Genomic DNA, 12,945 nt, shown 5'->3' on the forward strand with positions numbered 1-12,945 from the left:
TGCGGTAGAGGAGCGTTCTGTAAGCCTGTGAAGGTGAGTTGAGAAGCTTGCTGGAGGTATCAGAAGTGCGAATGCTGACATGAGTAACGATAATGGGTGTGAAAAACACCCACGCCGAAAGACCAAGGTTTCCTGCGCAACGTTAATCGACGCAGGGTTAGTCGGTCCCTAAGGCGAGGCTGAAAAGCGTAGTCGATGGAAAACAGGTTAATATTCCTGTACTTCTGGTTATTGCGATGGAGGGACGGAGAAGGCTAGGCCAGCTTGGCGTTGGTAGTCCAAGTTTAAGGTGGTAGGCTGGAATCTTAGGTAAATCCGGGATTCTAAGGCCGAGAGCTGATGACGAGTGTGCTTCGGCACATGAAGTGGTTGATGCCATGCTTCCAAGAAAAGCTTCTAAGCTTCAGGTAACCAGGAACCGTACCCCAAACCGACACAGGTGGTTGGGTAGAGAATACCAAGGCGCTTGAGAGAACTCGGGTGAAGGAACTAGGCAAAATGGCACCGTAACTTCGGGAGAAGGTGCGCCGGTGAGGGTGAAGCATTTACTGCGTAAGCCCACGCCGGTCGAAGATACCAGGCCGCTGCGACTGTTTATTAAAAACACAGCACTCTGCAAACACGAAAGTGGACGTATAGGGTGTGACGCCTGCCCGGTGCCGGAAGGTTAATTGATGGGGTTAGCTAACGCGAAGCTCTTGATCGAAGCCCCGGTAAACGGCGGCCGTAACTATAACGGTCCTAAGGTAGCGAAATTCCTTGTCGGGTAAGTTCCGACCTGCACGAATGGCGTAACGATGGCGGCGCTGTCTCCACCCGAGACTCAGTGAAATTGAAATCGCTGTGAAGATGCAGTGTATCCGCGGCTAGACGGAAAGACCCCGTGAACCTTTACTATAGCTTTGCACTGGACTTTGAATTTGCTTGTGTAGGATAGGTGGGAGGCTTTGAAGCGTGGACGCCAGTCTGCGTGGAGCCAACCTTGAAATACCACCCTGGCAACTTTGAGGTTCTAACTCAGGTCCGTTATCCGGATCGAGGACAGTGTATGGTGGGTAGTTTGACTGGGGCGGTCTCCTCCTAAAGAGTAACGGAGGAGTACGAAGGTGCGCTCAGACCGGTCGGAAATCGGTCGTAGAGTATAAAGGCAAAAGCGCGCTTGACTGCGAGACAGACACGTCGAGCAGGTACGAAAGTAGGTCTTAGTGATCCGGTGGTTCTGTATGGAAGGGCCATCGCTCAACGGATAAAAGGTACTCCGGGGATAACAGGCTGATACCGCCCAAGAGTTCATATCGACGGCGGTGTTTGGCACCTCGATGTCGGCTCATCACATCCTGGGGCTGAAGCCGGTCCCAAGGGTATGGCTGTTCGCCATTTAAAGTGGTACGCGAGCTGGGTTTAGAACGTCGTGAGACAGTTCGGTCCCTATCTGCCGTGGACGTTTGAGATTTGAGAGGGGCTGCTCCTAGTACGAGAGGACCGGAGTGGACGAACCTCTGGTGTTCCGGTTGTCACGCCAGTGGCATTGCCGGGTAGCTATGTTCGGAATAGATAACCGCTGAAAGCATCTAAGCGGGAAACTAGCCTCAAGATGAGATCTCACTGGGACCTTGAGTCCCCTGAAGGGCCGTCGAAGACTACGACGTTGATAGGTGGGGTGTGTAAGTGCTGTGAGGCATTGAGCTAACCCATACTAATTGCCCGTGAGGCTTGACCATATAACACCCAAGCAATTTGCGATGAAGCAAATTGAGGTGTGTGAAGACGACACAACCGAAAATTCGAAACCCACAGATCTATCACATCCCCATTCGCTGGCACGTGAACTCGCAGGAGGGCACGCACTGGCTACTGAATTTCTTGACGACCATAGAGCATTGGAACCACCTGATCCCATCCCGAACTCAGCAGTGAAACGATGCATCGCCGATGGTAGTGTGGGGTTTCCCCATGTGAGAGTAGGTCATCGTCAAGATTAAATTCCAGAACCCCTGATCGCTTACGCGTTCAGGGGTTTTGTTTGTACGCAGCAAAAACCACGACGAATCCAACGCATAAAAAAACCACCATACAGGTGGTTTTTGTATAACTGCCGACCTCAGTCGCCCCGATACTCGCAGCCACTGGTGCACGTCTCGTGAATACGAATGGCCGAGAGCTCCGGCAGCAGAGGCTTCAGCTGTTCCCAAATCCATTTGGCCAACACTTCGCTGGTAGGATTTTCAAGACCGGGAATATCGTTTAAGTAGTTGTGATCAAGACGCTCGTACAGCGGCTTGAAGATCGCTTTGATTTCAGAGAAATCGCGAATCCAGCCGGTATGAGGATCAACCTTGCCCGCCAAATAGATAGCGACGCGAAATGAGTGGCCATGCAGACGTCCGCATTTGTGACCTTCGGGGACATGAGGAAGGCGGTGTGCGGATTCAAACGTAAATTCTTTAAAAATTTCCACAGTGTATTGAGCTCTAAAAATGGCATTCGCCAGGGCGAAAAAAGCAGAAGGGCAGTTTAGCAGCAATGGTTTACCCGATGGGCGAAACAATGGAGCCAACACCGGGCCTGCATACCCAGTTTGAATTGGGTAACAGCGGCCAGTCGCTGCTGGTGTTGCGTGAGGACTTTCGACGGTTCGACCATTTGCTGTCCGTCACCCTGGCGCTGGACTACACGCCAGTTAAAGCCAGCTTCGATTGCTTTCGGCAAATTGGCATGGGCGTCGGAATGGCTGCATTGCTGTTAATGCTCGTACTGCAAGGCCTCACCGTTCGTAGGGCATTGCGGCCCCTTGAACGCATCCGTGAACAGATCGCTCAATTGCACAGAGAGCAGCGTTCACAACTGGAGGCTCATGTTCCGGTAGGGTTGGAGTCTCTGGTGGCTCAGGTTAACCATTACTCGCCCACACCGAAGACAGTCTCAAACGCTCGCGCAACGCGCTGGGCAACTCGGCCATGCACTCAAAACCCCGTTAGCGGTTTTGGTAAGCGTTACCGAAGGTGCAGAACTTGATGGGCAACCTACCTTGCGCAGGCTATTGCGCGGGCAGGTTGAACAGATGAGCTACGTCTTTCCCGCGAGTTGAACAGGGCGCGCCTTTCAGGAGACACGCTTGCGGGCGCCCAGTTTGACTGCGACACGGGGTTACCCAGCTTATTAGCGACACTACGCATGGTCCATGGCAGCCACCTTCAGATCAGCACCACGCAGCCCCTGGATTGCATTTGCCCGGAGAGAGGACCTCCTTGGGTTGTTGGGCAACCTATTAGACAGCGCCTGCAAGTGGGCGGACGGCAACGTCCACCTGACTATCATCCACCACTGGCCGACTTACTGCGTGGTGATTGACGATGACGGCCCGGGCACTCCCGAAACCCGTCGCGACGTCATGCTCAGTCGCGGCGCTCGGCTGGATGAGCAGGTCCCAGGGCATGGTTTGGGGCTAGGGATCGTCCGCGATATCGTCGACGCCTGGGGCGCACACCTGGAATTGGGGACCAGCCCCTTGGGAGGGTTGCAAGTGCGCATAGAACTTCCTGAAAAATAGTGGCTATTTGTGTTTTTTACCCATAAACAGCGTTTCCTGATGCCCCGACCGTTGAGGCTCAACTTTTTAACGCCGGGGCCGCTAACCAGACGAATGTATCAACTAAAACGCTGGATCCTGGATAAGAGTGGAAACTTATGCGTCTCAATTTGAAGGCCAAAGTACTGTCACTGGCAGTGTTGCCAGTGCTCATTTTCGCGTTAGTGATTAGTGCGACCACCGTCATCATGTTGCAGGATCAGGCAAAAAAAGAAGTTGACGACACCCGTGAGCGACTCCTTAACGACGCAAAAGCAAATCTGGAAAACTTCGTTGCGGTAGCGCTGGGCGCGATCAAGCCCTTGTACGATGCCTCCGCTCAAGGCGATATGGTGGCCCGCGCGCAAGTCGTGAAAATGCTCTCCGCTATTTCCTACGGCAAAGAAGGTTACTTCTTTGGCTACGATTCGGAGGCCGTTCGCCTGTTCAAAGGCAACAGTCCCGATGACATCGGTAAAAGCTTCAAAGACGTGCGTGACGCCAACGGCGTCTATTACAACCGCGATCTGGTAGCAGTGGGCAAAGCCGGGACGCATTACTTGCAGTATTCTTCGGCGATGCCGGGTAAGCCTCAGGAATTGATTCCGAAGTTGGGTTACACCGAGTACCTGCCGAAATGGGATATGGCGGTTGGTTCCTCCGTCAGCATTGCGGGCATTGAAGCCCAGGTAGCGGCTGTGGAGAAGAATGTCGACGAGCGCATGCACAACATGTTGATAAGCATCGTTGGTATTGCGCTGTTGGTATTGGTGATCATTTCCGTCGCTGGGGTGCTGTTGACTGGCACGATTGTGCGTCCGCTACGCCTGATGAAAGCCAACCTGGACGACATTGCCTCGGGCGACGGTGACTTGACCCGTCGGCTGAGCGTTTCAGGTGACGACGAATTGGGCGAGTTGGCAGGTTCTTTCAACCGTTTCGTCGACAAGATTCATGGTCTGGTGCGCCAGATCGCTGAGATGACCAGTCAGTTGTCTGGATTGGTCACTGAGGTGTCGGACCAGGCTCACCGTTCAGAAAAGGCCATGGACCGTCAGCGCCAAGAAACTGATCAGGTGGCTACCGCGATCAATGAGATGTCTGCCGCCGCCCATGAGGTCGCAAAAAGCGCTCAGGGCGCCGCGATTGCGGCGCAGCAAACCGACGCGGAAGGCCAGGCGGCCAAGCGTGTGGTGGACGGCAGCATTAAGCAAATTCACGCGCTGGTTAACGATATTCGCAGCAGCGGCGCGTCGTTGGACAGCTTGCAGAATGATGTTTCTTCGATCGTAAGTGTTTTAGGAGTGATTCGCTCCATCGCTGATCAAACCAACTTACTGGCACTCAACGCAGCCATCGAGGCCGCGCGAGCAGGTGAGGCGGGTCGCGGATTCGCGGTCGTTGCTGACGAAGTTCGGGCACTGGCCAGTCGAACCCAGCAGAGCACGCAAGAAATTCAGACCATGATTGACCGTCTTCAAACCGGAACGAAGGGCGCTGTTGAGGCCATGCGTCGCTCCAGTGAAGCAGGCGACGGCACCTCGGCGCAGGCTAACGAAGCGGGTACTTCACTGGACACCATTGCGGCGCTGATTGGCACCATCAACTCGATGAACGCACAGATCGCCAGTGCCGCAGATCAGCAAACCTCCGTGGCTGAAGAAATCAACCGCAGCGTGCACCAGATCGCCGAAGCGGTAGACAGCGTGGCCGACCAAACCCAACAAAGCGCACAAACCTCCCGCAACCTGGCGGACCTGGGACAGCGACTGGGCAAACTCGTTGGCCAATTCCGTATCTGATCTGCTCGGGGTAGGGCTGCAATGGCTCTACCCCATCTTTTTACTGGTATTTCCTCTCGTCTCTTCTCCCGTCCAAGGACCGAACAACAACGGCACTCGCTCGAAGATTGGCTGACTAATCAGTAAGTCGCGTTAACGCGGAGTCTTACTGACATGGATCGGACATGAACGAAACCACGCTGCAATACAAAACCTTCCTGGTGCTGATGGTGTTGGTCACCATCGCGTTCATCTGGATTCTGATGCCATTTTATGGCGCCGTGTTTTGGGCTGTGATCCTCGGCGTCATCTTCGCGCCCCTGCAACGGCGGTTGCTGATGAAATTTGGCTGGAAGCGCAACCTGACTTCGCTCTGTACCTTGACCGTGTGCCTGCTGATCGCCATCTTGCCGGTCATCATTATCGGCATGTTGTTGGTTCAAGAAGGGGCAATGGTCTACAACAACATCGAAAGCGGGCAACTGGACATCGCCAAGTACCTGGCGCATTTCAAAGACGCATTGCCGCCGTACCTCAGGCACCTGCTTGACCGAGTTGGAATGGGTGACTTGAATGGTTTGCGGGAAAAAATCGTCAAAGCGTCCATGGAAGGGAGTCAATACCTCGCGACCCAGGCCTTCACCTTCGGTCAGGGCACGTTCGATTTCGTGATCAGCTTTTTCATCATGTTGTACTTGCTGTTTTTCTTCCTGCGCGACGGGCACGACCTTGTGCGCAGAATTCGCATGGCAATCCCGCTGGCGGAGCCACAAAAGCGTCGTCTGCAGCTGAAATTCAATCGCGTGGTGCGGGCGACGGTGAAAGGTAACGTCGTCATGGCGGTGGTCCAAGGGGTGTTAGGTGGGCTCATCTTCTGGGTGCTCGATATTCCCAGTGCCTTGTTGTGGGCAGTGATGATGGCTTTTCTTTCATTACTCCCGGCAGTGGGAGCGGGCATCGTTTGGGCTCCGGTGGCGGCTTACTTCTTGCTCAGCGGCATGATTTGGCAAGGGGTGGTGCTCACACTGTTTGGCATCTTCGTCATCGGCTTGGTGGACACCGTATTACGCCCGATTCTGGTGGGTAAGGACACGCGGATGCCGGACTACCTGATCTTGATTTCGACCTTAGGTGGCATGGCGGTCTTTGGACTCAACGGATTTGTCATCGGCCCGATGGTCGCCGCCTTGTTCATGTCTACGTGGGCCCTGTTCACCGAAGCGAAACAAACCGTGCACCTGCCAGGGTGACTTTCTAGTGGCCAATAAAAAGCCCTGCAAATGCAGGGCTTTTTAAGTGCGGGTGAATCAAAAATCAGCTGACCAGTTGCAGGCCAGCGTGATGCACCATGTCCAGCAACGGTTGTGGGTACACGCCGAGGATGAACGCCAACACCGCGATCACCAGCAGCATCACGCCGCCGGTACGTTGTGCCCAGTTAAACGGGGCATCGTGGCGGTGCAGGGTAGGTTCCACTAGAAACAGCGTGACCATCACTCGCAGGTAATAGAACAGGCCGATGGCGCTACCAATCACCAGCGTACCAGTCAGCCACCACAAGTGCGATTCCACACCGGTCGCGATGATGTAGAACTTGCCGATGAAGCCAACGGTCAACGGGATACCCGCCAATGACAGCATCATCACGGTCATCACGGCTGTCAGGTACGGACGACGCCAGAACAGGCCGCGGAACTCGAACAAGGCGTCGGCATCGCGACCACTGTACGGCGAAGACATCAACGTCACGACTCCGAAAGCCCCAAGGGTCGTAATGACATAGGTCACCAAGTAAACACCGATGGCTTCGACGGCAATGCCCTTGCTGGCTACCAACGCAATCATCAGGTAACCGAAGTGAGCGATTGACGAGTAACCCAGCAGCCGCTTGAGGTTAGTCTGGGTTAAGGCCAGCAAGTTACCGATCAGGATCGACGCAACGGCGATCACTGCCATGACGGTGTACACCACACCGCTGCTGGCCGCCGGTGAAATCTGGAACAGACGGACCAGTACCGCGAATACCGCAACTTTACTCGCGGTTGCCAGGAACGCCGCTACCGGGGCAGGGGCGCCCTCGTACACGTCCGGGGTCCACAAGTGAAACGGTACCAACGACAGCTTGAACGCCAGACCGACCAGCATCATCGCCAAGCCCAGCTGTGCGATGGGGCTGGGGTAGCCTGTAGCCGCTAACGCATGGCCGATGCCGCTGAAGCTCAACGAGCCTGATTCGGCATACAGCAACGCCATGCCGAACAGCAGAAACGCAGAGCCGGCAGCCGACAGCACCATGTACTTGATGCCGCCTTCAAGAGAGCGCTTGTTGAAGTAGGCGTATGCCACCAAGCCATAAACCGGCACCGACAGCAGTTCCAGGCCGATAAACAAGCTTGCCAAGTGTTGCGCGCTGACCAATACCAGCCCACCGGCCGCAGCCATCAGGATCAGCAAGTAAAGTTCTTCGCGGTTACCCGGATAGCCTGTCGTCTTCTCGCCCAGATAGGCGTGAGCCAAGGTGACGCAAGCCAGCGTCGCCGCCAGGATCAGCGCCATGTACAGGCAAGCAAAGTTATCGATCTGCAACAGCGGGGTGACCACCAGCGGCGCTACTTTCATTGCTGGGTAGATTGACAGCAGCGCCAGGTTAAGACCGCCCACGGTGAGCAGGAAAGTTTGCGAGTGATTGCGACGCCATGCGATTCCCAGCATCACCACAACAACGGTGAGGCTGGTAATCAGCAGCGGCGCAAGCGCAATAAAGTGTTGAATCGTCAGGTCCATATCGCTCTTACCGGGCCGAAGCAAGTTGAGTGAAGGCAGTGCCGAGCCATTGCTGCACGCCATGCATCGTGGCGGCAGAGGTATCGAGGAACGGTTGTGGGTACACGCCGATGTAAACCAGCAATGCCGCCAGACCGAGCACCATGAGCAGCTCACGTGCGTCCATACCGTGCAAGACTTCTTCCGACTTGGAAGGGCCGAAATAAGCGCGGTGGATCATGATCAACGAGTAAACCGAACCGAACACCAGACCCGCTGTAGCAATCCCGGTGATCCACGGGGAGTTGACGAAGGTACCGATCAGAATCAGGAACTCACCAACAAAGTTACCCGTGGCAGGCAGGCCCAGTGACGCGGCGGCGAAGAACAGGCTGATTGCCGGCAAGTAAGCGATCCGCGACCAGATACCCCCCATTTCACGCATGTCACGGGTGTGCAGACGTTCGTACAACTGGCCGCTGAGAATAAACAGGGCCGCTGCCGAGATACCGTGAGCGAGCATCTGGATCACGGCACCTTGCAGGGCCAGCTGGCTGCCGGAGTAAATCCCGATCAACACGAAACCCATGTGCGACACGCTGGAGAACGCGATCAAGCGCTTGATGTCGGTCTGCGCAAACGCCAGGAACGCGCCGTAGAAGATACCGATCAGGCCCAGCGTCATGGCAATCGGCGCGAACTCCGCCGAGGCATTCGGGAACAGCGGCAGGGCGAAGCGCAGCAAACCATAGGCCGCTGTCTTCAACAGGATACCGGCGAGGTCAACAGAACCTGCCGTCGGTGCCTGGGCGTGAGCATCGGGTAGCCAGGAGTGGAATGGCACCACCGGCAGTTTCACCGCAAACGCGACGAAGAAGCCCAGCATCAGAATGTATTCAGTACCCGGCGCCAGTTTGGTCTTCAGCAGTTGGGTGTAATCAAAGGTGATCACCCCGGTGCTGTTGAAGTGGACCATCACCAGGCCGAGGATCGCCACCAACATGATCAAGCCGCTGGCCTGAGTGAAGATGAAGAACTTGGTCGCTGCATAGATTCGGGTTTTCTTGCCGTCCGATGAGCTGTGACCCCAGAGCGCGATGAGGAAATACATCGGCACCAGCATCATTTCCCAGAAGAAGAAGAACATGAACAGGTCGATGGCGAGGAACACGCCGATCACGCCGCCCAGAATCCACATCAGGTTGAGGTGGAAGAAACCGACGTTACGTTGGATCTCCTTCCACGAACACAACACCGACAAGATACCGAGCATGCCGGTCAGCAGCACCATTAGCAGCGATAAGCCATCGAGGGCCAAGTGAACGCTGATGCCGAAGCGGGCGATCCACTGCTGCTTGAATTCAACTGCCCAAGTAGGGTCGACGCCGGGCGCCGGGGCAAGATGGAAGTCACCGGTGCCCCACAGCCAAAGGCCGAGAGCAAGTTCCAGAGACATGGTCAGCAGCGCGATCCAGCGTGGCAGGGTGGCGCCGAAGCGCTCACCTTGCCAACACAGCAGGCCACCGATAAAGGGGATCAGGATTAGCCAAGGCAGAATCATGACGGGCTCATTTCCTTTCGCAAATTCGCAAGGTTCATATCAGACCGCAACCAGCACGATGGCGCCGAGCACCAATACAGCGCCTGCAGCCATTGAAGCAGCGTACCAACGCAGTTGGCCGGTCTCGGTGCGGCTCATGGCGGTGTTGCCGCCTTTGACCAGACGCGGGATCAAGCCAATCATGTGGTCGAGCGGGTCTTTGCGTAGCACGTGGCTGATCATCAGATACGGCTTGACGAAGAGTTTGTCGTACAACCAATCGAAGCCCCATGCCGCGAACCACCAGGCCGAGAGGAAACGACCCACGTCGCTATCGGCAATGGCCGTCGCAATGCGGCGCTTGCCAAGGAACAGCATCGCCGCCAGCAGAATACCGGCCAGGGCGATGGCGCCAGAGGCGATTTCCAGGCTGTCTTTGGCGGCGCCACCGGCATGCCCAACACTTTGCGGCAGCACACTGGCCAGCGGTGGAGTGATCAATGCACCGATGAAGGTCGACAGAACAATCAGCACCGACAGCGGCAACCAATGTGCAATGCCTTTACCCGCGTGGGCTTCAGTCTTGGCTTCGCCGTGGAAGGCGATGAAGATCAGGCGGAAGGTGTACAGCGACGTCATGAACGCACCGAACAGACCTGCATACAGCAGCGCGTGATTACCGCTGGCGAACGCTTCCCAAAGAATTTCATCCTTGGAGTAGAAGCCCGCAGTGATCAGAGGCAGAGCAGACAACGCGGCGCCACCAACGATGAAGCTGGTGTAAGCCAGCGGCAGCTTTTTCCACAAACCGCCCATCTTGAAGATGTTCTGCTCGTGGTGGCAGGCAACGATTACCGAGCCAGACGCAAGGAACAACAGCGCCTTGAAGAACGCATGGGTCATCAGGTGGAAAATCGCACCCTCCCAAGCGCCAACGCCCAAGGCCAAGAACATGTAGCCGATCTGGCTCATGGTCGAGTACGCGAGGATGCGTTTGATGTCGGTCTGGACCAGCGCCGCAAAACTCGCCAACACCAGCGTGACACCACCAACGATACCGACCAAGTGCAGAACGTTCGGTGCCAGCTCGAACAGACCGTGGGTCCGGGCGATCAGGTAGACACCGGCGGTCACCATGGTAGCGGCGTGGATCAACGCGGAAACTGGCGTCGGACCCGCCATTGCATCCGCCAGCCACGTTTGCAGCGGCAGTTGTGCGGATTTACCGACAGCGCCGCCGAGCAGCATCAAGGTCGCGAACACGATCCAGAAGTCACCGGTGGCGAAGTGCTGCGGTGCGCGGACCAGCAGCTCTTGAATGTTCAACGTTCCCAGTTGCTGGAACAGAATGAACAGGCCGATGGCCATGAACACATCGCCGATCCGGGTCACGATAAAGGCTTTGAGTGCGGCGTTACCGTTGTTGCGGTTGCTGTAATAGAAACCGATCAACAAGTAGCTGCACAGGCCTACGCCTTCCCAACCCAAGTACAGGAACATCAGGTTATCGCCGAGGATCAGAAACAGCATGCTGGCAATAAACAGGTTGGTATAGGCGAAGAAGCGCGAGTAACCGGCCTCACCGCGCATGTACCAGGACGCGAACAGGTGAATCAGAAAGCCAACGCCCACCACCACACCCAACATGGTGATCGACAGGCCGTCCAGGTACAGGGCGAAGTTAGGTTCTAGGCCATCCACCGACATCCAACGCCACAGCACGTAAGTGACATGGCCACCTTCGGGCGGGGAAACGTTGAACTGGAAGATGACCCAGGCAGCAACAATGGCTGATAAACCAATGGAGCCAACGCCAATCAGCGCGGCCAGGTTTTCAGAGATTTTCCCGCGAGAAAACGACAGCAGCAGGAAACCAATCAGGGGGAATACGAATGTCAGAAAGAGAAGGTTCATCCGCGCATCTCGCTGGCAGCGTCGATATCGAGAGTGTGGAAGCGGCGATACAACTGCATCAGGATCGCCAGGCCAATACTGGCCTCGGCGGCCGCAAGGCTGATCACCAGAATGAACATGATCTGTCCATCCGGCTGTGCCCAACGGCTGCCGGCGACGACGAAGGCCAGAGCTGACGCGTTCATCATGATCTCCAGGCTCATCAGCACGAAGAGGATGTTGCGCCGCACCATCAGGCCGACCAGGCCAAGGCAGAACAGGATGCCGGCAACCGCCAGACCATGCTCTAGAGGTATTGCATTCATGGCTTAGCTCCTTCGCTCTCACTGCGGCCGAGATGGAATGCCGTCACCGCCGCTGCAAGCAGCAGCATGGAGGCCAGTTCAACCACCAACAGATAAGGACCGAACAGGCTGATGCCCACGGCCTTGGCGTCTACAGTGGTGTGGCCGATGGCAGCGCCGGTGGAATTGTTGAACAGCACATACAACAATTCACCCAGCAACAGGACGCCGAGAATAACCGGCCCCGTCCAGATGCCAGGCTTGAGCCAGACACGTTCTTGCTGCACCGAGGCAGGACCCAGGTTCAGCATCATCACCACAAACACGAACAGAACCATGATGGCGCCAGCGTAAGCGATGACCTCCAGTACCCCGGCAAACGGCGCGCCGAGGCTGAAAAACGTCATCGCCACAGCAATCAGCGAAATGATCAGGTAGAGCAGGGCGTGCACCGGGTTGGTGTTGGTGATCACCCGAAGGGTGGACACAACAGCGACGCCGGACGCGAAATAGAAAGCAAATTCCATCTTTCTTCCTTAAGGCAGCAAGCTCTTCACGTTGATCGGCTGGGCTTCATTCTGCGCGGAGCCTTTAGGCTTACCGGCGATGGCCATACCGGCAACGCGATAGAAGTTGTAATCAGGGTTTTTACCAGGGCCGGAGATCAACAGATCTTCCTTCTCGTAAACCAGATCCTGACGTTTGAACTCGGCCATTTCGAAATCCGGTGTCAGCTGGATCGCGGTGGTCGGGCAGGCTTCCTCGCAGAGGCCACAGAAAATGCAGCGCGAGAAGTTGATGCGGAAAAACTCCGGGTACCAGCGACCGTCGTCGGTTTCGGCTTTCTGCAACGAGATGCAACCGACCGGGCAGGCCACGGCGCACAGGTTGCACGCTACGCAACGTTCTTCGCCGTCAGGGTCACGGGTCAGGACAATACGGCCACGGTAGCGGGGCGGCAGGTAAACCGCTTCTTCCGGGTACTGCAACGTGTCGCGCTTGCGGAATGCATGCGAGAACACCATCACCAAGCTGCGAAGCTGGGTGTAGGTGCCATGCACGATGCCAATTAGATACTTGAGCATGGTTATATCC

9 protein-coding genes, 2 rRNA genes and 2 pseudogenes (1 of these 13 running past the window's edge) are annotated in these 12,945 nt (G+C 56.0%); 6 read left to right on the forward strand and 7 right to left on the reverse strand.

All coding sequences use genetic code 11. The features are described from left to right. Positions 1–1,721, forward strand: a 23S ribosomal RNA gene (locus tag RHM65_RS14805); it begins 1,170 nt to the left of the window's first position. 141 nt (positions 1,722–1,862) lie between these two features. Beyond that, positions 1,863–1,978: ribosomal RNA gene (gene rrf / locus RHM65_RS14810) — 5S ribosomal RNA — on the forward strand. 123 nt (positions 1,979–2,101) lie between these two features. Here the strand turns inward: rrf and queD are convergent. Then, on the reverse strand, positions 2,102–2,458 hold the full coding sequence (gene queD, locus RHM65_RS14815; protein ID WP_297834181.1) for a 6-carboxytetrahydropterin synthase QueD: 357 nt from the start codon (positions 2,456–2,458) through the stop codon (positions 2,102–2,104). Between the two features lie 83 nt (positions 2,459–2,541). Between queD and RHM65_RS14820 the strand changes: the two are divergent. From RHM65_RS14820 to RHM65_RS14830, 4 genes and pseudogenes are all read left to right on the forward strand, one after another. Then, a pseudogene (locus RHM65_RS14820) lies at positions 2,542–3,550 on the forward strand (ATP-binding protein); the annotation flags it as partial. Positions 3,551–3,777: 227 nt separating this feature from the next. Next, positions 3,778–4,512: pseudogene (locus RHM65_RS25380) on the forward strand (cache domain-containing protein); the annotation flags it as partial. Between the two features lie 102 nt (positions 4,513–4,614). Next, entirely contained in the window at positions 4,615–5,370 is a 756-nt protein-coding gene (locus RHM65_RS25385) for a methyl-accepting chemotaxis protein (RefSeq protein ID WP_416195142.1), read from the forward strand. A 164-nt stretch (positions 5,371–5,534) separates the two neighbouring features. Next, positions 5,535–6,599 carry an AI-2E family transporter gene (locus RHM65_RS14830; RefSeq protein ID WP_322165221.1) on the forward strand — a complete coding sequence of 355 codons (1,065 nt, stop codon included), beginning with the start codon at positions 5,535–5,537 and terminating at the stop codon, positions 6,597–6,599. Between the two features lie 64 nt (positions 6,600–6,663). Here RHM65_RS14830 and nuoN read toward each other — a convergent pair whose 3' ends face one another. From nuoN to nuoI, 6 genes are read right to left on the reverse strand one after another with little or no spacing between them, the layout of a single operon-like run. Further along, on the reverse strand, positions 6,664–8,133 hold the full coding sequence (gene nuoN / locus RHM65_RS14835) for an NADH-quinone oxidoreductase subunit NuoN (RefSeq protein ID WP_322165220.1): 1,470 nt from the start codon (positions 8,131–8,133) through the stop codon (positions 6,664–6,666). 7 nt (positions 8,134–8,140) lie between these two features. After that, positions 8,141–9,673, reverse strand: coding sequence for an NADH-quinone oxidoreductase subunit M (nuoM, locus tag RHM65_RS14840; RefSeq protein ID WP_322183762.1), 1,533 nt, complete (start codon positions 9,671–9,673; stop codon positions 8,141–8,143). 39 nt (positions 9,674–9,712) lie between these two features. Further along, on the reverse strand, positions 9,713–11,566 hold the full coding sequence (gene nuoL / locus RHM65_RS14845) for an NADH-quinone oxidoreductase subunit L (RefSeq protein WP_322165217.1): 1,854 nt from the start codon (positions 11,564–11,566) through the stop codon (positions 9,713–9,715). Further along, entirely contained in the window at positions 11,563–11,871 is a 309-nt protein-coding gene (gene nuoK, locus RHM65_RS14850) for an NADH-quinone oxidoreductase subunit NuoK (protein WP_219064405.1), read from the reverse strand. The genes nuoL and nuoK overlap by 4 nt, the downstream gene beginning before the upstream one ends. Next, entirely contained in the window at positions 11,868–12,377 is a 510-nt protein-coding gene (gene nuoJ, locus RHM65_RS14855) for an NADH-quinone oxidoreductase subunit J (protein WP_322165216.1), read from the reverse strand. The genes nuoK and nuoJ overlap by 4 nt, the downstream gene beginning before the upstream one ends. 9 nt (positions 12,378–12,386) lie before the next feature. Further along, a complete protein-coding gene (nuoI, locus tag RHM65_RS14860) occupies positions 12,387–12,935 on the reverse strand; it encodes an NADH-quinone oxidoreductase subunit NuoI (protein WP_322165215.1) in 549 nt (182 codons plus the stop codon). Positions 12,936–12,945 lie beyond the last annotated feature (10 nt).

Source organism: Pseudomonas sp. CCI4.2 (assembly GCF_034350045.1).
Taxonomy (GTDB): domain Bacteria; phylum Pseudomonadota; class Gammaproteobacteria; order Pseudomonadales; family Pseudomonadaceae; genus Aquipseudomonas.

What these genes read in the sequence shown, in the direction of transcription:
- nuoK (WP_219064405.1), bottom strand. Translation starts at nt 11,871, where the DNA reads ATGAATGCAATACCTCTAGAGCATGGTCTGGCGGTTGCCGGCATCCTG.
- nuoM (WP_322183762.1), bottom strand. Translation starts at nt 9,673, where the DNA reads ATGATTCTGCCTTGGCTAATCCTGATCCCCTTTATCGGTGGCCTGCTG.
- nuoI (WP_322165215.1), bottom strand. Translation starts at nt 12,935, where the DNA reads ATGCTCAAGTATCTAATTGGCATCGTGCATGGCACCTACACCCAGCTT.
- nuoL (WP_322165217.1), bottom strand. Translation starts at nt 11,566, where the DNA reads ATGAACCTTCTCTTTCTGACATTCGTATTCCCCCTGATTGGTTTCCTG.
- RHM65_RS25385 (WP_416195142.1), top strand. Translation starts at nt 4,615, where the DNA reads ATGGACCGTCAGCGCCAAGAAACTGATCAGGTGGCTACCGCGATCAAT.
- nuoN (WP_322165220.1), bottom strand. Translation starts at nt 8,133, where the DNA reads ATGGACCTGACGATTCAACACTTTATTGCGCTTGCGCCGCTGCTGATT.
- RHM65_RS14830 (WP_322165221.1), top strand. Translation starts at nt 5,535, where the DNA reads ATGAACGAAACCACGCTGCAATACAAAACCTTCCTGGTGCTGATGGTG.
- nuoJ (WP_322165216.1), bottom strand. Translation starts at nt 12,377, where the DNA reads ATGGAATTTGCTTTCTATTTCGCGTCCGGCGTCGCTGTTGTGTCCACC.